20 protein-coding genes are annotated in these 21412 nt (G+C 50.2%); 12 read left to right on the top strand and 8 right to left on the bottom strand.

All coding sequences use genetic code 11. From position 1 onward, the window contains the following. The first annotated feature begins 279 nt into the window (after positions 1 to 279). From XMM312_RS07155 to XMM312_RS07140, 4 genes are all read left to right on the top strand, one after another. A complete protein-coding gene (locus XMM312_RS07155) occupies positions 280 to 1296 on the top strand; it encodes an amino acid ABC transporter substrate-binding protein (RefSeq protein WP_173480039.1) in 1017 nt (338 codons plus the stop codon). Between the two features lie 74 nt (positions 1297 to 1370). After that, on the top strand, positions 1371 to 2591 hold the full coding sequence (locus tag XMM312_RS07150) for an amino acid ABC transporter permease (protein ID WP_173480038.1): 1221 nt from the start codon (positions 1371 to 1373) through the stop codon (positions 2589 to 2591). 9 nt (positions 2592 to 2600) lie between these two features. After that, positions 2601 to 3701 carry an amino acid ABC transporter permease gene (locus XMM312_RS07145; protein WP_173482814.1) on the top strand — a complete coding sequence of 367 codons (1101 nt, stop codon included), beginning with the start codon at positions 2601 to 2603 and terminating at the stop codon, positions 3699 to 3701. 2 nt (positions 3702 to 3703) lie between these two features. Continuing rightward, complete coding sequence (locus XMM312_RS07140; protein WP_173480036.1) at positions 3704 to 4468, top strand: amino acid ABC transporter ATP-binding protein; 765 nt, start codon at positions 3704 to 3706, stop codon at positions 4466 to 4468. Positions 4469 to 4507: 39 nt separating this feature from the next. Here XMM312_RS07140 and XMM312_RS07135 read toward each other — a convergent pair whose 3' ends face one another. Both XMM312_RS07135 and XMM312_RS07130 read right to left on the bottom strand, forming a co-directional pair. After that, positions 4508 to 5467 carry an asparaginase gene (locus tag XMM312_RS07135; RefSeq protein ID WP_173488968.1) on the bottom strand — a complete coding sequence of 320 codons (960 nt, stop codon included), beginning with the start codon at positions 5465 to 5467 and terminating at the stop codon, positions 4508 to 4510. After that, complete coding sequence (locus XMM312_RS07130; RefSeq protein WP_173488967.1) at positions 5460 to 6476, bottom strand: CYTH domain-containing protein; 1017 nt, start codon at positions 6474 to 6476, stop codon at positions 5460 to 5462. The genes XMM312_RS07135 and XMM312_RS07130 overlap by 8 nt, the downstream gene beginning before the upstream one ends. A gap of 119 nt (positions 6477 to 6595) precedes the next feature. Between XMM312_RS07130 and argE the strand changes: the two genes are divergently transcribed. Both argE and argA read left to right on the top strand, forming a co-directional pair. Further along, positions 6596 to 7750 (top strand): acetylornithine deacetylase, encoded by a 1155-nt coding sequence (gene argE / locus XMM312_RS07125; RefSeq protein ID WP_173480033.1) that lies wholly within the window; start codon positions 6596 to 6598, stop codon positions 7748 to 7750. A 2-nt stretch (positions 7751 to 7752) separates the two neighbouring features. Then, complete coding sequence (gene argA / locus XMM312_RS07120; protein ID WP_173480032.1) at positions 7753 to 9090, top strand: amino-acid N-acetyltransferase; 1338 nt, start codon at positions 7753 to 7755, stop codon at positions 9088 to 9090. Here argA and XMM312_RS07115 read toward each other — a convergent pair whose 3' ends face one another. From XMM312_RS07115 to XMM312_RS07105, 3 genes are read right to left on the bottom strand one after another with little or no spacing between them, the layout of a single operon-like run. Further along, a complete protein-coding gene (locus XMM312_RS07115; RefSeq protein WP_254442888.1) occupies positions 9091 to 10485 on the bottom strand; it encodes an ATP-binding protein in 1395 nt (464 codons plus the stop codon). It lies immediately after the preceding gene. Then, entirely contained in the window at positions 10463 to 11143 is a 681-nt protein-coding gene (locus XMM312_RS07110; protein WP_173488966.1) for a response regulator transcription factor, read from the bottom strand. Before XMM312_RS07110 ends, XMM312_RS07115 begins: the two co-directional genes overlap by 23 nt. Next, positions 11140 to 11634, bottom strand: a complete 495-nt coding sequence (locus tag XMM312_RS07105; protein ID WP_173480030.1) for a PepSY domain-containing protein — start codon at positions 11632 to 11634, stop codon at positions 11140 to 11142. The genes XMM312_RS07110 and XMM312_RS07105 overlap by 4 nt, the downstream gene beginning before the upstream one ends. Before the next feature lie 188 nt (positions 11635 to 11822). On the opposite strand from XMM312_RS07105, the gene ilvD reads away from it, so the two are divergent. Further along, the gene (gene ilvD / locus XMM312_RS07100; protein WP_173488965.1) at positions 11823 to 13655 is read left to right on the top strand and encodes a dihydroxy-acid dehydratase; all 1833 of its coding nucleotides are present in this window, start codon (positions 11823 to 11825) and stop codon (positions 13653 to 13655) included. A 56-nt stretch (positions 13656 to 13711) separates the two neighbouring features. On the opposite strand, the gene uvrA is transcribed toward ilvD, so the two are convergent. Then, positions 13712 to 16534, bottom strand: a complete 2823-nt coding sequence (uvrA, locus tag XMM312_RS07095) for an excinuclease ABC subunit UvrA (RefSeq protein WP_173488964.1) — start codon at positions 16532 to 16534, stop codon at positions 13712 to 13714. 141 nt (positions 16535 to 16675) lie between these two features. On the opposite strand from uvrA, the gene ssb reads away from it, so the two are divergent. From ssb to XMM312_RS07080, 3 genes are all read left to right on the top strand, one after another. After that, positions 16676 to 17191: a single-stranded DNA-binding protein gene (gene ssb, locus XMM312_RS07090; RefSeq protein WP_173480027.1), complete on the top strand. Its 516-nt coding sequence runs from the start codon at positions 16676 to 16678 to the stop codon at positions 17189 to 17191. 69 nt (positions 17192 to 17260) lie between these two features. Then, positions 17261 to 17887, top strand: coding sequence for a LysE/ArgO family amino acid transporter (locus XMM312_RS07085; protein ID WP_173482818.1), 627 nt, complete (start codon positions 17261 to 17263; stop codon positions 17885 to 17887). Between the two features lie 8 nt (positions 17888 to 17895). After that, complete coding sequence (locus XMM312_RS07080; RefSeq protein WP_173480025.1) at positions 17896 to 18504, top strand: LysE family translocator; 609 nt, start codon at positions 17896 to 17898, stop codon at positions 18502 to 18504. On the opposite strand, the gene XMM312_RS07075 is transcribed toward XMM312_RS07080, so the two are convergent. Further along, a complete protein-coding gene (locus XMM312_RS07075) occupies positions 18493 to 19266 on the bottom strand; it encodes a sulfite exporter TauE/SafE family protein (RefSeq protein ID WP_173488963.1) in 774 nt (257 codons plus the stop codon). The genes XMM312_RS07080 and XMM312_RS07075 overlap by 12 nt on opposite strands. Before the next feature lie 35 nt (positions 19267 to 19301). Then, the gene (locus tag XMM312_RS07070) at positions 19302 to 19799 is read right to left on the bottom strand and encodes a hypothetical protein (RefSeq protein ID WP_173488962.1); all 498 of its coding nucleotides are present in this window, start codon (positions 19797 to 19799) and stop codon (positions 19302 to 19304) included. A gap of 191 nt (positions 19800 to 19990) precedes the next feature. On the opposite strand from XMM312_RS07070, the gene XMM312_RS07065 reads away from it, so the two are divergent. Further along, the gene (locus XMM312_RS07065; protein WP_173488961.1) at positions 19991 to 20899 is read left to right on the top strand and encodes a dienelactone hydrolase family protein; all 909 of its coding nucleotides are present in this window, start codon (positions 19991 to 19993) and stop codon (positions 20897 to 20899) included. Further along, positions 20900 to 21133, top strand: a complete 234-nt coding sequence (locus XMM312_RS07060) for a hypothetical protein (protein WP_173488960.1) — start codon at positions 20900 to 20902, stop codon at positions 21131 to 21133. It begins immediately after the preceding gene. The last annotated feature ends 279 nt before the right edge of the window (positions 21134 to 21412 follow it).

Genomic DNA, 21412 nt, shown 5'->3' with positions numbered 1-21412 from the left:
GGAACAGGACTTAAATCAAATTGCACCAATACTGTGCAAAAGCTCAATTTAAGCCCTACTTTAGTATTGACCTTTGAGTCATAATGACACAATCTTAAACGAGTAAGCAGAGTGCTGGCGTTGGGTATTAAAGATTATTTGATCAAAACACCCCGTTATACCGTAACTTTCAGACAATTTTTAACGATGAATGTCGATGAAAATGACTCACTGAAAATTGTTGGCACACTAGTTGCTGTGGAAAAAGAACAACAACCTACTCAAAAGAGGATCTACATAATGGCTAAGAAAGCTTTACTAACCGCTTCTATCCTTGCTGCAACAATGACTGCTGGTGCAGTTCAAGCAGCTACTCTTGACGATGTTAAGAGCCGTGGCACCCTAACTTGTGGTGTATCTACTGGTCTTGCAGGCTTCTCTCAAAAAGATGAGAACGGCAAATGGAGCGGTCTCGACGTTGATATGTGTCGTGCGGTTGCAGCTGCAGTACTTGGCGATTCAGAAGCTGTTCAATACAAACCGCTAACCGCTAAAGAGCGTTTCACTGCGCTAGCGTCTGGCGAAATCGACATGCTATCTCGTAACACGACTTGGACTCACACTCGTGATACATCACTAGGTATCAACTTTGCTGGTACTAACTACTACGACGGTGCGTCATTCATGGTCATGAAAGATCTAGGCGTATCAAGCGCAACTGAGCTAGACGGTGCAAACGCATGTATCCAAGCGGGTACCTCTACTGAGCTTGCAATCGCTGACTACTTCCGTGAGAACGGCATGTCATACAAAGCGGTTACTTTCGATACCTCTGACCAAACTCGTCAAGGTTTCGAATCAGGTCGTTGTGACTTCCTAACATCAGACGGTTCTCAGCTAGCGGCACTTCGTATCGGTCTAGCTAACCCAGGCAATGCAGTGATTCTTCCCGAAGTTATCTCTAAAGAGCCTCTAGGCCCAGTAGTTCGTCAAGGCGATGACCAGTGGTTCAACATTGTTAAGTGGTCTCTAAACGCAATGATCGAAGCAGAAGAGCAGAAGGTCACTTCTGCAAACGCAGCTGACATGAAAGCGAACGGCAACCCAGCTAACAAGCGTCTACTAGGTGCTGAAGGTGAACTAGGTGCTAACCTAGGTCTAAGTGCTGACTGGGCTTACAACATCATCACTCAAGTAGGTAACTACTCAGAGTCGTTTGAGCGTAACGTGGGTATGGATTCACCACTTAAGCTAGCACGTGGTATCAACGCGTCTTGGCGTGATGGCGGTATCCTATACGCACCAGCTATGCGCTAAAACCGAAGCGATCTAAAAAGGGGCACAACAGTGCCCCTTTCTGCGTGAAAGCACTCTATTTTTAGGTTAATTCAATGTTCAAACAAAAAACCATTGAAGAGGTTAAGTCAGCGAGCCGTAAATCGAGCTCCGGAACCACCTCCAACGCCTTTTATAACAACCCACGCATCCGCGGTTTCTTCTATCAGATCGCACTGGTCGCTGGGTTGCTCTATTTCTTTGGCACCATCATTGGCAACACGCTGGCCAACATGGAAGCGACGGGGATCAAAACCGGTTTCGACTTCTTAGGCGCAGCTGCAGGCTATGATGTCTTGATGTCGTTGATCTCCTTTGAGTCGACCGATACCTACGGACGAATATTTGTTGTCGGTTTCTTAAACACCCTTTTGGTCTCGGCCATCGGTATCTTCTTCGCGACGCTACTTGGATTTATCTTTGGTGTGGCGCACTTCTCGCATAACTGGTTGATTCGTAAGATTGCTCTGGTCTATGTAGAAATCTTCCGAAACGTACCGCTTCTGCTACAGGTGTTCTTCTGGTACTTCGCCGTTCTATCCAGTCTGCCTGGCGCTCGCCAAAGCTTGAGTTTAGGCGAAGCTGTGTTCCTCAACGTTCGCGGCCTCTACCTACCTAAACTGATTGGCGGCGATCTATCATCTTTGGTCTGGATCGCTTTAGGCGCTGCCGTTGCAGGAATTTTTGTACTGCGTCGCTGGGCCAAAAAACGTCAAGAGCTGACCGGCCAACAGTTCCCTGTGCTGAAGACCAGCATCGCCATGGTGATTCTATTTCCATTAATTGTTGCAGCGTTAACGGGCTTTCCATTCACCGTTGAATACCCAGCTCTAAAGGGCTTTAACTACTTCGGTGGTATTACCGTCATCCCAGAGCTGATGTCGCTTGCCATTGCGCTGTCGGTCTACACTGGTGCATTCATTGCCGAAGCCGTGCGTGCAGGTGTGCAATCGATTCCACACGGTCAAACAGAAGCGGCTCGCAGCATTGGTTTGCGTGAGAACAAGATCATGTCATTGATCATCGTGCCTCAGGCAATGCGTGTCATTGTGCCGCTACTGAACTCCGAGTATCAGTCACTGGTGAAGAACTCTACGCTAGCGGCGGCGGTCGGTTATCCCGATCTATTCAACGTATTTGTCGGCACCGCTCTTAACCAGACTGGACAAGCGATTGAGACCATCTTTATGACCATTATCGTCTACTTTGTGGTCAATATGGTGATCTCGTTCCTCATGAACCGATTTAACAGCGCGGTTGCGTTGGTGAGCCGATAGGAGAGCATAATGAAAGAATTTCAGCCTATTGCAGCCCGCCCGGCACCGATTAAAACCGTCGGTTTTACAGCCTGGCTGCGTGACAACCTTTTCTCTTCGATCCCGAACTCGGTCGTAACCCTTTCAGTCATTGCACTGTTGGCTTACTACCTACCACTTATCTTTGACTGGGCTTTTTGGTCGGCAAATTTCACCGGCACCACAGAAGATGCCTGTGTCAAAGAGGGGGCTTGTTGGGTCTTTATTAACGCTTGGTCTTACCAATTCTTCTATGGGACTTACCCTGTTGAAGAGGTATGGCGTATCAACCTTACCCTAGTCTTACTAGTGATGGTGATTGCGGCGTCATTCACACTGCCAAAATCGATTCGCCTAAAAGCTTCCATCACCTCTTGGTTACTACTACCGATTGTGGGTATCGCTATCCTAGATGGCCGTTGGTTAGGCCTAGAGGTTGTCAGTACTGATTTGTGGGGCGGATTTACGCTCAACGTCTTTATGGCAGCCGCCAGCATTATCGTCGCCTTCCCATTCAGCTTCCTGTGGGCTTTGGGTCGTCGCTCAGAGATGCCATTTATCCGATCTGTTTCAGTTATCTTTATCGAGTTCTTCCGTGGTGTTCCGGTACTGTCGCTCTTCTTCATGGGCTCAGTCATGCTGCCACTCTTCTTTGCAGAAGGAACGAACGTCGATAAGTTGATTCGTGTCTGGTTGGTATTGATCTTCTTCATGTCAGGTTACATGGCAGAAGTGTTCCGTGGTGGTTTCCAAGCTGTCCCGTCGGGTCAATACGAAGCGGCAGATTCGATCGGCCTTAGCTACTGGCAGAAGATCCTGTTGATCATCTTGCCGCAGGTTATCAAAGTGTCGATGCCGAACATTCTGGCTACCTTTGTCATGCTGTTTAAGAACACAACCTTCTTGTTGATCATCGGCATCCCAGAAGTCGTTCAAACACTACAGACAGCTCTGTCTAACTCCTACTGGCTAGGTGGCCATGCGCTTGAAGGTTACCTATTCGTCTTCCTCGTGTTCTGGGGAAGCTGTTTCAGCATGTCGGTGCTTGCTCGCCGCATCGAACGTCAAATGAATACTGATAAGAGAGACTAATCATGACCGCAACTAACTCAGCAGCAGACTCTCAAGATGTCATCGTTATTGAGAACCTAAACAAGTGGTACGGTAATTTCCATGTACTACGTGATATCAATCTGCGTGTTAAAAAAGGTGAGCGTATCGTTATCTGTGGCCCGTCGGGCTCAGGCAAATCGACCACCATTCGCTGTATCAACCGCCTAGAGGAGTTCCAAGAGGGATCTCTAGTGGTTGACGGTGTCGAGATGATTGAAGATGTTAAGAATATCGAGAAGATCCGCCGCGACGTGGGTATGGTGTTCCAGCACTTCAACCTATTCCCGCACCTAACCATTTTGGAAAACCTTACACTAGGCCCGATCTGGGTTCAGAAGAAGCCAAAAGCGGAAGCTGAAGAGATCGCAATGAAGTACCTAGAGCGCGTTAAGATTCCTGATCAGGCTGATAAGTACCCAGGCCAGCTATCGGGTGGTCAGCAGCAGCGTGTCGCGATTGCGCGCTCCCTCTGTATGAACCCGAACATCATGCTGTTTGATGAGCCGACGTCAGCTCTCGATCCTGAGATGATCAAAGAGGTACTCGACGTCATGGTTGAGCTCGCTGAAGAGGGTATGACCATGTTGTGTGTGACACACGAGATGGGCTTCGCTAAGAAAGTTGCTGACCGTGTCATCTTCATGGATGCAGGACAAATTGTGGAAGAGAATGAACCCAACGAGTTCTTTAACAATCCACAGAACGAGCGTACTAAACTCTTCCTAAGTCAGATTCTGGGGCACTAATACAGAGCCTTCACCCCTCAATGAAGGCTAAAGCTCTTCTCAGGGCTGAAGCTCTCCACAAAGCGGTTGTTGCCATTGGGCCTCAACCGCTTTTTTGTCTAAGCCTTTTGCAAACAGATAGTGCAGCTTGGCAAAGGCCGCTTCAGGTGTCATATCAAAGCCCGGCAATGCGCCCAACTCTGCTAACAAAGCTCCGGTCTCATAAGCCCCTGGAATGACTCGACCTTTCAGACACTGGGTCATGTTGACCAACAGCACACCTTTCTCATGAGCACGCCTTAGTGCATCGCCAAAGTCACTGCTGGTCGTTGGAATATTGCCACTGCCAAAGCTCAACAACACAACAGCTCGCAGGCGATCATCCGTCAGAAGCCCATCCATGATAGCGGCAGACATTCCGGGGTAGATCAAAAGGGTCGCGACTGCGCCCTCTTGGTAGCCCAGCACTTCTGGAACCGCAGCTTCATGGATAGATGAGATCTCACCGTTTGGCATCTCAAAAGCGACATAGTCCTGAGCATCCACTTTTCGAACGCGGTTTGCCTGAAGATTAAGTCCGCCAAAACAGACACGAACGCCTTCAACATCAGGCTGGGCCAGATAGCTAAGCGAATCCAACAGGTTAGTTGGCGCATCACTGCCCTCAACACCTAAGGGGTACTGAGATCCCGTCGCCACAACAGGCTGACTCAAACCCAGCAGCGCAAAGCTTAACGCCGATGCGGTGTACGCTAAGGTATCCGTGCCATGAATCACAATAAAGCCGGCATAGTGATGCTGTTCAGATAGGATCGTTTCGCAGATGCGCGTCCAATCATTTAAACGAAGATCGGAACTGTCGATGAGGGGAAGCAGGTCGACGAGATCAAATGAATAGTGCGCCAACTCTGGTACCTGTTCTCGCAGCCGTAATTCAAGATCGGCAGCGGGCGCCAGCCCGGCTTCACCTAGCACCATACCAAAGGTGCCACCGGTATTAATGATCAGAACCTTATTCATCACCCGCTCCTTGAGTCGTTTCACGAATGAAGTGAGCCGTTCTGAGCGCTAACTGACCGATTGAAGGATCATTCAAAAGATCAGCAGAGATCGATCGTGATCTCTCTTGAATGGTCTTATAAAAGGTTGGAGAGGAGCCGCTGAAATAGGCCAAATCATAAAGAGGCATGACTCGAGTAAGCAGTGCTTCGTACTCCTTCAGCAGCCCTGCAGAGGCTTCTAAATCACTTAACTGTCGCAACAGTGCAATCTGTTGTTCCAGGGCAGAACAGAGGGTGGTAATGACCGTTGGTGCGAGAGTGATTGGAATCAATTCATAACAGCGCTGCCAACAGATGGTCATGGCCGAGAGGCGCTCAACACGCTCAGCCAAATCGCCACGCTCCATGATAAGCGATGGCAACTCTGGGGCAGGAGGGTGCTCGAATCGTAGCTCCCAGCCACGCTGCGCCTTGCTACGCTGACCAATCCACAGTGGGCTCAATCGAGTCAATTGTTCAGCAAGATCAAACAGAGCACTGGCATCGCCCTGTTTTAGCTCTAACTCCACTTCAGAGATCGGCTCAATACGATTACCGGTTCGTACTTCACCCTGATCACAAGCGATCTCGATCTGCGTCTGTTCGCGTTGATAGAGCCAAGTTGTGCGCTTAAAGTTGGTTGAAAAGACAGGGTAGAGGCTGTCACTGTCGAGATCGGCGGGCAGCAACTCCTTAAGAAGATCCAACTTGAGATTGGGCCCATCGATCACCCACTCATATTCACCACGAGTGGAGAGCCCCGATGCATCGGTTATCCCAGTCGTTTTCAAAGTCTGCAGCCACTGATCGCCAGATTTACGAATGCGCAGCGCCATTTTCATCCGTTTCAAAGACTCATCCGGCGTATCGTAGTAGAGATTGAGAAGGAGCTTTGATTCACTGGGTAAGTCACTTAAAAACGGCAGTGCGCAGACCTGTGCTGCCACAGTCGGAAGGCAACCTAACTTTAACTCAAGCTCTTTGGACATGATTCCATTCTCAATAACGCGGATGTTTAAGCCATTGTACAAGAGTTTTGAGCTCTGAATCAGTGACCAACGCACTGGAACAGGATAAAGTCAGATGAAATATTTATGGAGAGCCGACCATGCCCATGCCACCCAAGCCGATAGAGATGATCAGTTCACTGATAGCTGTGCCCTCTATCAGCTCAACCACACCGAAATGGGATCACTCAAACCTCGGCGTCATTGAGTTACTGCACAGCTGGTGTGAATCGCTAGGGTTTCAATGTGAGGTGATGCCGGTTCCCAACAACCCAGGCAAAGCCAATCTAATAGCAACCTTGGGCACAGGACCTGGCGGTCTCGTTCTCTCTGGCCATACCGATACTGTGCCCTGTGATCCAGAGCTGTGGAAATCAGACCCTTTTAAAGTCGAAGAGCGTGATCAAAAACTGTATGGGCTGGGCACCTGTGACATGAAAGGCTTTTTAGCACTGGCGATTGAAGCCGCCAAGCAATACAAAGATACACCCTTACAAGCACCGCTGATCATTCTCGCAACAGCCGATGAGGAGTCCTCGATGTCTGGGGCAAGAGCCTTGGTCGATGCGGGCAAACCCAAAGCACGTGCTGCGTTGATCGGCGAGCCGACCAGCCTGAAACCGATCAGAATGCATAAAGGCATGATGATGGAAGCGGTTCGCATTGAGGGGCAAGCGGGTCACTCATCCGATCCATCGCTTGGGGCCAATGCGCTAGAGGCGATGAGTGGTGTGATGAATGAGCTGCTCACAATACGCAGCGAGCTTCAGTCTAAGTATCAGAACTCAAACTTTAGAATCGACGTCCCGACCATGAATTTGGGCTGTATCCACGGTGGTGATAATCCCAATCGGATCTGTGGGCAGTGTGAGTTGGAGTTTGACCTTCGCCCGCTACCTGGCATGTCGATGGATGGACTGCGAAACCTAATCAGCGATCGGCTCAAGCCGATAGAGCAGAAGCACAGAGTGGATCTGAGTGTTCGCTCACTATTCCCCGGCATCCCTCCGTTTGAACAGAGCGAAAGCGAATTTGTGGCATGTGTCGAACGACTCACTGGACACAAAGCGGAAGCGGTCGCATTTGGCACAGAGGCGCCCTTCCTGCAGCAGATGGGGATGCAGACACTGGTACTCGGACCTGGGTCGATTGATCAGGCTCACCAGCCAGATGAGTTCTTAGCGCTGGATCAATTCGCTCCAACCCTCGATCTGTTGCATAATCTAATCAATCAATACTGTGTGAAAGGCTGTTAACGATGGATAGCTCATCGAACTATGTGAAGTGGTTTAGGCACTCATCACCCTACATCCACCATCATCGTGATAAAACGATGGTGATGATGCTGACGGGTGAAGCCGTTGCCAGCGACAACTTTGCTAACATTATTCATGACATTGCGCTGCTGAATGGCTTAGGTGTTAAGCTCGTTCTGGTGCACGGTGCGCGCCCACAAATTGATCAACGCCTTCAAGCTGCCGGCAAAGAGGTTAGACTGCACCACGATCAGCGTATTACCTCACCCGACCTAATGGGTGATGTCATTGATGCCGTGGCCAATGTCAGAACCGAATTTGAAGCACGCCTCTCTATGAGCCTTGCCAACACACCGATGCACGGCGCCAAAATACGTGTTGTTAGTGGCAACTTTGTTATGGCTAAACCGCTGGGTGTTCTTGATGGCGTGGACATGGGATTAACCGGCGAGCTGCGTCGCGTCGACAGTGAAGCGATTCAGCAGCAGTTAGCCCTAGAGAACATAGTGCTGGTGACCAACCTGGGTTACTCACCGACTGGAGAGATCTTCAACCTATCGGTTGAGGAGGTCGCAGTGAATGTAGCGACAGCATTGAACGCCGACAAACTTGTGCTGTTTGGCGCACAGCAGGGTATACGTGATAGCCAAGGCGAGTTACGCAGTGAACTGCTCGCGTCGACGGCTAAACGTCTGGTTTCGCACTATTTAGCGAATATTGATGACCCGACTCAACCACACTCCGAGATCGCTTGTCTGCTTGGTGCCGCGGCCGATGCTTGTGAGCGTGGTGTGCCACGTTGTCACCTAGTGAGCTACCAAGAGGATGGTGCACTGCTAACGGAACTGTTCACCCGAGACGGTTACGGCACAATGGTCAGCCGCCACTCCTATGAGCAGGTCAGGGAAGCGAGCATCGATGATGTCGGCGGTCTGATTGATCTTATCGCCCCTCTAGAGCAGGCCGGTGTGTTGGTGCGCCGCTCTAGAGAGCTGCTCGAATCTGAAATTGAGCGCTTCTCTGTCATTGAACGAGATAATGCGATCATTGGCTGTGCCGCCCTCTACCCCTTCCATGAAGAGGGCGTTGGTGAGCTTGCCGGAATAGCCGTCAGTGATGAGTATCGTGGTGGTGAACGTGGTGATAGTCTGCTTGAGCACATTACTGAGCGAGCTAAAGCCATTGGCCTTAAAGAGTTGTTTGTACTGACAACAAGAACCGCACACTGGTTCTTGGAGAGAGGCTTTGTAGAGCGCGATTTAAGCGCACTACCCACTGAACGTCAGGCGCTCTATAACTTTCAAAGAAACTCAAAAGTCTTCTTTAAAATCTTGGAGTAATCACTCCTCACCAGCCGGAAGGCGGAGTCTAATCTGGGCTCCGCCAAGCTCCGACTGCGCTATTTCGATACCCCCGTTGTAACTGCTGACAATATCCGTCACAACGGCTAAACCTATGCCCTGACCAGGTCGAGAGGTGTCGAGACGAGCACCTCGTTCAATGACAACCTGATGTTCCTCTGTCGAGATAGCTTGGCCATCATTCTCTATAACAATCTCTAACCACTGCTGCTCTTGCGTCGCAGAGAGACGAACCTGATGATCACAATACTTAAAGGCGTTCTCAATCAGATTACCCAGCATCTCCATCAGATCTCGTTCATCACCCGCGAAGAAATGATTTAACCCTTCACGCTCGACATCGATCTCTTTTGCGGCATAGACCCGGCCAAGTGCATTAACAATACGATCGACCGACAACAGCAGGCTGGTGGCGCCTGTCATAGCCTGCTCTTTAGACTTCACCGCACGGCTCAATTGATACTGCACAATCTGAGTCATGCGATCACTCTGCTCTTCAACCAAGCGTTTATAGCTCGATTGCGAGTGTTGCTCTTCTCCGGCACCACGAATCACTGCCAGTGGTGTTTTAAGACTGTGTGCAAGGTCGCCTAGGGTGTTGCGGTAGCGCTCTCGTTGCGAGCGCTCGGATTCGATCAGGCGGTTCAAGTTCTTGGTAATACGCTCCACCTCATAGGGATAGACACCTTCAAGCTTCTCCGCATCACCCTGCTCAATCATAGAGAGGTCGTCCGCAAGATCATCCAAGGGTTTCAGACCCCAACGAAGAATAAAGAACTGCAGCAAAAGAGCCAGCAAGTAGACCGCTAATAACCAACCCCACAACTGGCGTTGGAAGGCTAGCAGCTCTTCCATCGCGGCCGCATCTGAACTCACTATCGCGATGGTGTAACGAAACTCCTTCTCTTCAATCTCCCAAACCAGTGGGTAGACGTAGAGGTAGAATCCTTGATCTTTTAAGTGCTGAAATCGACTACTGCCCGGCTCCGGCTGGATGGTTGAAACCTGAATGAGAAACTGCTCTTCGAGCAGTGCACTCGACTCAGACTGCCAACGCAATAGACCTTGAGCATCGAACACCAGCCCTGATAATCCAGATTGGACCTGACTGAAACGCGGCTCTTGAAGGCGGCGTGGTAGGACGAGCTCCCCCTCCACCAGATCAGCGGACCCCAAAATACCATAGGTTTGCAGTTGCGCTTGGGAGCGCTCCGATGCAAACAGACTGCTCTCGTAGGCGTTCTGCAGTGCTGCACCGGCGAAAATAATCAGAATAGGGAGCAGCACAATCGACGCCCAAAGGAGTCGAGTCTGCAGAGATCCGGGCACCCATTTGATGCCCGAAAAGAACTTATTCAGAGGCTTCCAGAGCAAAACGATAGCCTAGACCTCGGACGGTCATGATCGGATGCAAGGCCTGATCAGGATCCAGTTTTTGACGAAGACGACGAACAAACACTTCCAACACATTGGAGTCGCGATCGTAATCTTGATGGTAGAGATGCTCAGTCAACTCAGCTTTAGAGATTGTCTTACCGGCGTGCACCATTAGGTACTCCAATGTGCGGTATTCATAGCTGGTCAGTTTAATTTCTGAGCCATTAACAAATACGGCACGTGCGACCGTATCCAAAGTAATGGGGCCAAAGGTCATCTGCGGGGAGGCGTGACCAGCTGCACGACGAAGCAGTGCATTCACGCGCGCATTCAGCTCTTCCATGTGAAAAGGTTTAACAAGGTAATCGTCAGCGCCCGCTTCTAACCCCTCTACCTTATCCTGCCAATCACCGCGTGCCGTAAGAATCAAAATAGGAAACTGTCTCTGCGCTTTACGCCAGCCTCGAATAACATCAAGGCCTGACATGCCGGGTAGGCCAATATCGACAATCGCAAGATCGTATTCAAACTCACTGCCCTGGTAGAGCGCTTCGTTACCATCACCGCAATCTTCTACAGTATAAGCACGACCCGATAGACCGCTGACTAGCTGGCGACGTAGATCCGGATCGTCCTCAACGACGAGTATTTTCACTGTGCAGCCTCCTCACTTAAAGGAGCTTTCTCGCTTACAGGAACATCCTCGGTTACCGTATCCGATTCAGCTTCTGCAGCAAGCGGCTCTTCAAGAGGCTTAATAATGTCACCATTAGCTGCATCAATAACGACGTCTTTAACACGCCCTTCGTTAACAATACGGATAGTGAAAAGAAGCAGTCCAGCTTCGTCCGGTGTCTCTTCCGCTTTCACCACTTCACCACCGAATGTGTCGATGGCCAGATCAGCTGCAGCCTTAAGATCAAAGGGCAATTGCACATCAGCCACACTCACTTCAGCGGCACTGGTCGACTCAGGGGTGACAACAGGATCAATGACACCTTCAGGAATTGCAACGGCTTCAGGCGAAGTAACATCTGCTTCAACAACAGCAGTAACCGCATCGGCCACGGCCTCTTTATCAGCGGCACTAGCAACAGAAAACCCCAAAAACACGGGGCTCAACATCAACAAAAATAAGTGTTTCAAACACTCCTCCAAACACGAGGATAGAACAATGATTATTAGAATAACTCAGCACATATTAATTGAGTCTGAATCGGTAAAAAACCCTACTCAGAATAAGGAACCTGCGAACAAGTCTTTAAGCTGATCATTTCGTTCAATCTGATATACTGAGTGGATAATTTTTTGGCGTAATCAAAAGAGAGAAGACGATGCCACAGTACCGTTCAAAAACATCCACCGCTGGCCGCAATATGGCTGGTGCCCGCGCGCTTTGGCGTGCAACTGGCATGAAAGATGATGACTTTCACAAACCGATCATTGCCGTAGCCAACTCATTTACTCAGTTCGTTCCCGGCCACGTTCACCTAAAAGACATGGGGCAGCTAGTCGCACGTGAGATCGAACGTGCGGGCGGTGTTGCAAAAGAGTTCAACACCATTGCCGTCGATGACGGCATCGCGATGGGCCACGACGGTATGCTCTACTCTCTACCTAGCCGTGACATCATCGCCGACTCAGTGGAGTACATGGTGAACGCACACTGTGCCGATGCCATTGTCTGCATCTCTAACTGTGACAAGATCACACCGGGAATGTTGATGGCCTCTATGCGCCTGAACATCCCTGTTATCTTCGTCACCGGCGGCCCAATGGAAGCCGGCAAGACAAAACTAGCAGAGCACAAACTCGATCTAGTCGATGCAATGGTACTGGCAGCCGATCCAACGGCTTCCGATGAGACAGTAGACGCCGTTGAGCGCTCAGCCTGTCCAACCTGTGGTTCTTGTTCTGGTATGTTTACGGCCAACTCGATGAACTGTTTGGCAGAAGCTTTAGGTCTTGCTCTACCAGGTAACGGTACGGTCGTGGCAACCCACGCTGACCGTGAAAACCTCTTCCTAGAGGCAGGCCGCCGCATCGTTGAGATGGCAAAGGACTACTACGAGAATGACAACGAACGCGTTCTACCTCGTAGCGTTGGATTCAAAGCCTTTGAAAACGCGATCACGCTGGATATCGCAATGGGCGGTTCTACCAATACCATTCTTCACCTTCTAGCGATTGCTCAAGAGGCAGAGATCGACTTCACATTGGCTGACATCGATCGTCTTTCACGCGTCGTCCCACAGCTCTGTAAAGTGGCGCCAAATACACCTAAATACCACATTGAAGATGTACACCGTGCGGGTGGCATCATGGCCATTTTGGGTGAGCTCGATCGTGGCGGCAAATTACACACCGACGTTCCAAGCGTAGCTGGTAAAGATATGGCTGAAGTGCTCGACAAATGGGACATCATGCGTAATCCAACACCGGAAGTCGTTGAGTTCTACAAAGCGGGTCCTGCCGGCATTCCAACTCAACAAGCCTTCTCTCAATCGACGCGCTGGCCATCTCTTGATGGGGATCGCGCCGAGGGTTGTATCCGTTCAGTAGAGCACGCTTTCTCTCAAGAGGGTGGCCTAGCGGTACTGTTCGGCAACCTAGCTCAAGATGGTTGTGTTGTGAAAACAGCCGGTGTTGATGACTCGATCCTTGTGTTTGAAGGACCCGCACACATCACCGAATCTCAAGACGAAGCGGTTGATCACATCCTAAACGACCAGGTCAAAGCGGGTGACGTTGTCATTGTTCGTTACGAAGGCCCTAAGGGTGGCCCAGGCATGCAAGAGATGCTCTACCCAACGTCATACATCAAGTCTAAGGGTCTAGGTAAAGCCTGTGCTCTACTTACTGATGGTCGTTTCTCGGGTGGTACTTCAGGCCTATCGATCGGTCACGTCTCACCAGAAGCTGCTGGTGGCGGTAACATCGGTCTTGTTCGAGATGGCGATATGATTCGTATCGACATTCCGAATCGCACCATCGATGTGCTTGTCAGCGATGAAGAGCTAGCGACTCGTCGCGCAGCTCAAGATGCTGCGGGATGGAAGCCTGCTAAAGAGCGTCCTCGTAAAGTCTCTGCAGCGCTAAAAGCCTACGCGAAACTCGTTACGGCAGCAGATAAGGGTGCCGTTCGCGATCTTAGTCAGCTGGACTGATCTCAAGCGACATAAAAAAGCCGGCAGATGTGCCGGCTTTTTTGTAGCTGTCGGTTTTAGAGCATCGGTTTCAGGAAACGCCCTGTCTCGGACCCTTGAGTATCAGCCACCTGCTCAGGGGTTCCTTCAGCGACAATACTGCCACCGCCACTGCCACCTTCAGGCCCCAAGTCGACTATCCAATCCGCCGTTTTAATCACATCGAGGTTGTGCTCGATGACAACGATGGTATTGCCGTGATCGCGCAGACGATTGAGAACAGTCAACAACTGTTCAATATCATAGAAGTGCAGACCAGTCGTCGGCTCATCGAGAATGTAGAGTGTTTTTCCCGTATCACGCTTAGAGAGCTCTTTGGCCAACTTAACGCGCTGCGCCTCACCACCAGACAGGGTCGTTGCCGCTTGGCCTAATCGGATGTAACTCAAGCCGACATCGATCAGAGTCTGTAGTCGGCGAGCCAAGGCTGGGATAGCATCGAAGAACTCTCGTGCGTCCTCAACCGTTTGGTCCAACACTTCGTGGATGTTTTTACCCTTGTACTGAACTTCCAGAGTTTCGCGGTTGTAACGCTTCCCTTTACAAACATCACAGGGCACGTACACATCCGGTAGGAAGTGCATCTCTACCTTAATAACACCATCACCTTGACAGGCTTCACAGCGTCCGCCTTTAACGTTGAAGCTGAATCGGCCAGGTTTGTAGCCACGTGAACGAGCCTCTTGGGTACCGGCAAACAGCTCACGTACTTGAGTAAAGATACCGGTGTAAGTTGCAGGGTTTGAACGAGGGGTACGACCGATTGGACTCTGATCGATATCGATCACCTTATCGAAGTGGTCCATACCGACCACCTTCTTATACGGAGCTGGCGTTAAGGTCGTCGCATTATTCAGTTCCGTTGCCGCAATCGGGTAGAGCGTATTATTAATTAGTGTCGACTTACCAGAGCCCGATACACCGGTGATACAGGTAAACAGGCCAACCGGAATCTCTAGGTCGACGTTTTGCAGATTGTTACCAGAGGCCCCAAACAGTTTGAGCGACTTCTTAGGATCACGCTCATGGCGCTGCTTGGGCACCTCAATGGCACGCTTGCCGGAGAGGTATTGACCAGTAAGTGAGCGCTCACTGTTAACGATATCCTCATAGCTTCCAGAACCAACAACCTCGCCACCGTGTACACCGGCACCAGGACCAATATCAATAATATGATCAGCTTGGCGGATCGCATCCTCGTCGTGCTCAACGACAATCACGGTATTACCCAGGTCGCGTAGATGCTCAAGCGTCTTCAAAAGACGCTCATTATCGCGTTGGTGCAGACCGATAGAGGGCTCATCTAGGATGTACATCACACCGACTAGACCGGCACCAATCTGACTGGCCAGACGAATACGCTGAGCTTCGCCGCCTGATAGAGTCTCTGCACTGCGCTCTAGAGAGAGGTAATCAAGTCCGACATTGACAAGGAAGCTGAGTCGTTCACGGATCTCTTTCAGCACTTTCTCTGCGATCTCGCCCTGTTTTCCCTCTAGCTTCAAGCCATTGAAGTAGTCCAATGCTGAACCAATGGGGTAACGTACAAGCTCTGGCAGTGTCTTGTCATCGATGAATACGTGACGCGCTTCACGACGCAGACGACTGCCAGAACAACTCGGACAAGGCTGCATGTTGATGTACTTCGCTAAGTCATCACGCACCATGTCTGACTCAGTCTCTTTATAACGACGCTCAAGGTTATTAATAACCCCTTCAAAAGCGTGTGATTTAGAGACGATATCGCCACGATCATTCAGGTAGCGGAATGGTACTGTCTCAGTACCGCTGCCATAGAGGATCACCTCTTGATGCTTTTTAGACAGATCCTTAAACGGCGTATCGATATCAAAGCCGTAGTGTTCGGCAACTGCTTTAAGCTGTTGGAAATAGTAAAGCGTGCGTCGATCCCAACCACGAATTGCCCCTTCAGAGAGCGTCAGAGTGTTATCTTGAACAACCTTGTTGGGATCAAAATACTGCTTAACCCCCAAACCATCGCAGCTTGGGCAAGCGCCGTGTGGGTTGTTGAAAGAGAAGAGGCGCGGCTCTAGCTCTTGAATGGAGTGCCCACACTTAGGACAAGCAAAACGCGCAGAGAAGATCATCTCTTCGCCCGCACCCTCATCCATCCAATCAACCGTTGCCAGACCGTCGGTAAGATTGATGGCGGTTTCAAACGACTCAGCAAGACGTTGCTGTAGGTCAGATCGCACTTTAAAACGATCTACGACCACATCAATACGGTGCTTCTTGTTCTTATCGAGCGCCGGGACATCATCTAAATCAACAACCGTGCCATCAATACGAGCTCGAACAAAGCCTTGGGCTCTTAACTCATTCAAAGTGTGCAGATGCTCGCCTTTACGATCCTGCACAACAGGTGCCAGTAGCATCAGTTTAGACCCCTCTGGCAGTGCCAACACTTGGTCGACCATCTGACTGATAGTTTGCGCCTTTAGAGGTAGATCATGATCAGGACAACGCGGTTCACCCGCACGAGCGTAAAGAAGGCGCAGGTAGTCATAGATCTCAGTAATGGTACCGACCGTTGAACGCGGGTTGTGGGAGGTCGACTTCTGCTCAATAGAGATGGCCGGCGAGAGACCTTCAATGTGGTCCACCTCGGGTTTTTCCATCATCGATAGGAACTGACGCGCGTAGGTAGAGAGTGACTCGACATAACGTCGCTGTCCCTCAGCATAGAGCGTATCGAAGGCAAGTGAGGACTTACCAGATCCCGATAGACCGGTGACTACGACTAACTTATCGCGGGGTATCTCTAGATCGATCCCTTTAAGGTTATGGGTGCGCGCACCGCGTACCAGAATTGTGTCCATTACTGCTCCGGCCGTGAAAAAACGAGTACTATATCATGCAGTTCAATACGACAGATAAGTAGATTGCAATTACGGCTGAATCGCCGCTTTTGATCTGTTAAAGTAACCTAAATTGATTAAAGTTTTTGTGCGGAGATAAGAATGGCACGCGGTATTAATAAAGTAATTCTAGTGGGTAACATTGGTGGTGACCCAGAGACTCGTTACATGCCAAACGGTGGTGCGGTGACCAACATCACACTGGCAACCAGTGACTCTTGGAAAGACAAGAACACGGGGCAAATGAACGAACGTACCGAGTGGCACCGCATTGTATTCTTTAACCGCCTTGCTGAGATCGCTGGTGAGTACCTTCGCAAAGGTTCAAAAGTCTACGTTGAAGGCGCACTGCGTACCCGTAAATGGCAGGGTCAAGATGGCCAAGATCGCTACACTACTGAAATCGTAGCGAGCGAAATGCAGATGCTAGATGGCCGAAATGGCGGTGGCGACAACATGGGCGGCGGTTACCAACAGCAGGGCGGCGATATGGGTTACAACCAACAACCTCAGCAAAGTGCACCGCGTCAACAAGCGCCTCAGCAGGCGCCGCAACAACAAGCCCCGCAACAGCAGCCTCCTGCGTTTGATGACTTTGATGATGACATCCCGTTCTAAGCGATCGCTTAGATAGGATAGCCATCAAGAAGCCACGAACTCCGTGGCTTCTTTTGGTTTGGACCGACTATGACATTGCTACCGACTGCTTACATTACAGGTGCCATTACCGGAGCGAGCTTAATCGCTGCGATTGGTGCTCAAAATGCCTTTGTATTAACCCAAGGAGTTAAGCAGCACTACTTTTGGCAGATTGCCCTCACCTGCGCATTGATCGATACCCTGTTAATTTTTGCGGGTGCCGCCGGCATGGGTGCTTTAATCAATCGCTCCGAGCTATTTTTAACCTTGGTTACCTGGGGCGGTGCTGCCTTTTTGATACTCTATGGATGCAAAGCAGGGTTGTCGGCACTCAAAAGCAACACTCTACAAGCTAATAAAAGCGCAGGTTTTAGCAGCCTCTCTACAGCATTGATGGCAACCGCAGCCTTAAGCCTGCTTAACCCCCATGTCTACCTAGATACTGTGGTACTACTGGGCAGCATTGCAGGGCGTTATGACAGCCTAGACACTTATTGGTTTGCAGCCGGTGCATCCAGTTTCTCTCTGCTCTGGTTTTTAACCATTAGCTACGGTGCGAGAGCGCTTACACCTCTGTTTGCCAATCCACTGGCTTGGCGCGTATTAGATTGCCTCGTAGCCCTTACTATGTGGACAATAGCTTACCTGCTGTTAACCGACTCTTTAGGGAAATAGGGAGAGATATGAACGAAGCTCAATGGTGGATATTCCTTCCAGCCTGTATCGGGATGAACTTTTTCCCTGGTCCCAATAACCTGATAGCACTGATACATGGGACACGCACTTCACTCTTTGCTGCATCAGTTGCCGGTCTTGCGCGTCTACCCGTCATGGTGGTGATGCTGGTTCTGCTTGCTTATGGCCTAGAAGCGCTGCTTGCACTAAGCGAACACGCTTTCTTTGTTATGAAGCTAATCGGTGCCGCTTACTTGCTCTACATGGCCTGGCAATCACTCCGTGCACAGGTCAACCTGAACAGTGTCGATGCACAAGAGACAAAAATCTGGGAGATGGCTCGATCAGAAGCGATCGTCGCCTCAACCAACCCTAAGTTGATCCTGATCTTCACCGCCTTCTTTCCACAATTTATGGATCCAACAGCCAATATCGCCGAGCAGGTTACTGTCATGGGCGGGACGTTTATTGTGATAGAGATCGGTGCGTTAATTGCTTATGCATCGGGTGGCCGCTGGTTACAGAAAAAACTCGCTGATGAGTCAAACACTAAGTGGTTGGCGCGTTTCACCGCAACAGCATTAACGGCCGCGGCTGGTTTGGTGTTAATGCCATAAAAACGATTCGATCCCCTGCCACAGTAATCGCAGCGCAAGCAGAGTAATGACCAGTCGAAACAGCTGATTAAAGAGATCAGAAGAGATCTTGTGCAGAATGTTGAGTCCGACCCAAGTGCCTATTGCGCCCGATAGGATCATCAATGAGATGAGGGGCAGCCACTCAAGAAATGAGAATCCAACAAACGCGAACACAACACCCTTTAATAGATGTTGCCCCGTCAATGCAGCGGCCATTGTCGCTACTTTCGATAGCTTATCCGCTCCAGTGCGGTAGACAAGCCCTCCGACTAAAGGGCCGGTTGCTCCAACAAACATCGAGATAATCGTGGTTAACCCACCTGCTACAACTGCCCCTTTTGGAGAGAGACCACCCCCTTTCGGTTTAGGCCCCCAAACGATCCATAATATAAATAGGCCAACCGCAATTTGAATCCACGTCAGGGGCAACTGAACGACGATGAACGACGCAATCACCGCTCCTATGACGGCACCCGCCATAAATTGAGCGATCAATGGACGATCAATATGGCGCCAAGTCAGCAGTGCACGATTAAAATTAGAGCCAAATTGGACCAATCCATGCACCGGAATCAGTGCAGCAAGCGGCATTATCTGCGCCAAGACCGCTAGCAACAGCGCGCCGCCACCAATGCCAAGCGTTGCCGTTAGCAGCGAGGTAAAGCCTGAAAGCACAATTAGAAACCAAGATTCTGATACGGTCAGCAAATCGGGTAGCAGGGCGTTAATGGATGCGAGCATAGTAAATAAACTGTTAATGGAATTTTGACGCGGTCTTAATGGACCAGGGCCGGCTGAGTCACTGAGGGGGACTGCTGAAGCCAACTAGGCCATTTATCATAGTGCCACTCAGCGACCTCAAATAGCCGGTGCATAATATTTAGCCACTGACGAGCATTAACACGAGGCATGGCAAGAGTGGCACACTCCTCATCACAGAATAGCTTTAACGTCAGTTGCTCATGCGAGACATTCAGATCAACACGATTGATTAACCACTCAGAACTGCCCTCTATCGCCTTAACAGGTGCCTCTTCGACCTGAGCTTGTTGAGCACGGTGTTGAGTAAATGATTGAAGAGTATCCGACTCAGGACGCCCCACTGTCTCTGATTCAATCGCTTTAACCATCGCCTCAATGAGGCGCACCAAAAGACGACGCGTTAGCCAAATGACAATCGTTTGCTGCTGACTCTCTTCGACCACCATTCGAATTCTGTCCTCAGAGGGTGAAAACTCGGTGGTGAAGCGGTTAATCGTGAAATCTGATGGCATATTAGAATTAGATAAACGGAACGAATGGCACGCAGCCCGACACAAGCAGGGCCGTTAATAAAAATATCATTAGGCGCATTTCAAAATCCTAAGCTATAAATAAGAGACTCATTATAGAGTTTGCTCCAGTAGTAAGAAACCGACGCATAGGCAAAAGAGTATCTGTAAATCATCAGCACAGGAGTGCAACCATGGATATGCAACAAAAAGAACAAACCCCGCTGACCATTCCTCAGGTCGCGTTTGATTGGTACGACGAATATGCACACGGTGATATTGACCGACGCATCTTCCTAGCGCGCTTAGGCACTTTAGGCATTGCAGGATTAACCCTTGGCGCAATGACGACAGCACTGACACCAAACTACGCCCTGGCGGAACAGGTCTCATTCAATGATCCCGAAATCAAAGGGAGATATGTAGAGTTCGAGTCGCCTGAAGGCCATGGAAAAGGGCGCGGATACCTAGTTGTTCCAGCAGGGGTCGATGAGATGAATGATGCGCCGACCGTACTGGTTGCCCACGAGAACCGTGGTTTGAATCCATACATCGAGGACGTCGCTAGACGTCTGGCCAAAGCAGGCTATATCGCCTTTGCACCCGATGCTCTCTATCCATTGGGTGGTTACCCAGGCAACGATGACGAAGGCCGCGCAATGCAGCGTACGTTAGAGCGAAGCAAAATCGTTGCAGACTTCATTGCAGCCGCTCAGTTTATTAAGAATCACGAGTTCAGCAGTGGCAAACTGGGTATGGTTGGATTCTGCTTTGGTGGCTACCTAGTCAATCAACTAGCGATCGATCTAGGATCAGATTTGAACGCCGGTGTTCCCTTCTATGGAACGCCTGCTGAAGACGGATTTGAGAAGATCACTGCTCCATTACAGTTCCACTTTGCAGAACTGGATAAGCGCGTGAATGGAACCTGGGTCGACTACCAGCCTATATTGGATAAGCTAGGTAAAACTTATACCGCTCACACCTACGCAGGAGTGAACCACGGCTTCCACAACGACTCGACTGCACGCTACAGCGAAGCTGAAGCAGAGCTGGCTTGGGAGAGAACCTTGGCGTTCTTTGCAGAGCATTTGAGAGGGTAGTTGGAGCGGTCTTGCGAAGGCCGGGAAGGTTGGGCGCGTAATTGGACAGCAGATGACAGGCTAAAGCCAGTCACTGGTGTGCTTAACTCACTACGAAGCTACGGTGACTGGCCTTCAGCCTGTCATCCGCTCTATCCGTTGGCAGAGATTCTGTTAAAACGTTGGAGCGGTCTTGCAAAGGCCGCGATGGATTTGGCAGAGATCCTTTACGAAGCTCTCAATGACCTACAATAGGTTACGAACGGTGTTCGAGTGAATGACCTACAATAGGTGCCGAGCGTTGCTCGTCATCGCTTCGCGACGCTTGCAGCGCCTCCCCGCCGCACTTTCAGTGCATGCGTGGTCACATGGGCATTCGCTCAGAAGTCTCCTTGCGACCAAAAAACAAAAAACCCCAGGACCTTTCGGTACTGGGGTTCTTTGTTTATTAGGTGCCTGGCAATGACCTACTCTCACATGGGGAAACCCCACACTACCATCGGCGATGACGCGTTTCACGACTGAGTTCGGTAA

The sequence above is a fragment of the Marinobacterium sp. xm-m-312 genome (genome assembly GCF_013283295.1).
In the GTDB taxonomy this organism is placed as follows: domain Bacteria; phylum Pseudomonadota; class Gammaproteobacteria; order Pseudomonadales; family Balneatricaceae; genus Marinobacterium_E.
Note: the sequence above shows the minus strand (reverse complement) of the source record. Positions and strands in the feature narration are given on the sequence as shown.

What these genes read in the sequence shown, in the direction of transcription:
- XMM312_RS07155 (WP_173480039.1), top strand. Translation starts at nt 280, where the DNA reads ATGGCTAAGAAAGCTTTACTAACCGCTTCTATCCTTGCTGCAACAATG.
- XMM312_RS07150 (WP_173480038.1), top strand. Translation starts at nt 1,371, where the DNA reads ATGTTCAAACAAAAAACCATTGAAGAGGTTAAGTCAGCGAGCCGTAAA.
- XMM312_RS07145 (WP_173482814.1), top strand. Translation starts at nt 2,601, where the DNA reads ATGAAAGAATTTCAGCCTATTGCAGCCCGCCCGGCACCGATTAAAACC.
- XMM312_RS07140 (WP_173480036.1), top strand. Translation starts at nt 3,704, where the DNA reads ATGACCGCAACTAACTCAGCAGCAGACTCTCAAGATGTCATCGTTATT.
- XMM312_RS07135 (WP_173488968.1), bottom strand. Translation starts at nt 5,467, where the DNA reads ATGAATAAGGTTCTGATCATTAATACCGGTGGCACCTTTGGTATGGTG.
- XMM312_RS07130 (WP_173488967.1), bottom strand. Translation starts at nt 6,476, where the DNA reads ATGTCCAAAGAGCTTGAGTTAAAGTTAGGTTGCCTTCCGACTGTGGCA.
- argE (WP_173480033.1), top strand. Translation starts at nt 6,596, where the DNA reads ATGCCCATGCCACCCAAGCCGATAGAGATGATCAGTTCACTGATAGCT.
- argA (WP_173480032.1), top strand. Translation starts at nt 7,753, where the DNA reads ATGGATAGCTCATCGAACTATGTGAAGTGGTTTAGGCACTCATCACCC.
- ilvD (WP_173488965.1), top strand. Translation starts at nt 11,823, where the DNA reads ATGCCACAGTACCGTTCAAAAACATCCACCGCTGGCCGCAATATGGCT.
- uvrA (WP_173488964.1), bottom strand. Translation starts at nt 16,534, where the DNA reads ATGGACACAATTCTGGTACGCGGTGCGCGCACCCATAACCTTAAAGGG.
- ssb (WP_173480027.1), top strand. Translation starts at nt 16,676, where the DNA reads ATGGCACGCGGTATTAATAAAGTAATTCTAGTGGGTAACATTGGTGGT.
- XMM312_RS07085 (WP_173482818.1), top strand. Translation starts at nt 17,261, where the DNA reads ATGACATTGCTACCGACTGCTTACATTACAGGTGCCATTACCGGAGCG.
- XMM312_RS07080 (WP_173480025.1), top strand. Translation starts at nt 17,896, where the DNA reads ATGAACGAAGCTCAATGGTGGATATTCCTTCCAGCCTGTATCGGGATG.
- XMM312_RS07075 (WP_173488963.1), bottom strand. Translation starts at nt 19,266, where the DNA reads ATGCTCGCATCCATTAACGCCCTGCTACCCGATTTGCTGACCGTATCA.
- XMM312_RS07070 (WP_173488962.1), bottom strand. Translation starts at nt 19,799, where the DNA reads ATGCCATCAGATTTCACGATTAACCGCTTCACCACCGAGTTTTCACCC.
- XMM312_RS07065 (WP_173488961.1), top strand. Translation starts at nt 19,991, where the DNA reads ATGGATATGCAACAAAAAGAACAAACCCCGCTGACCATTCCTCAGGTC.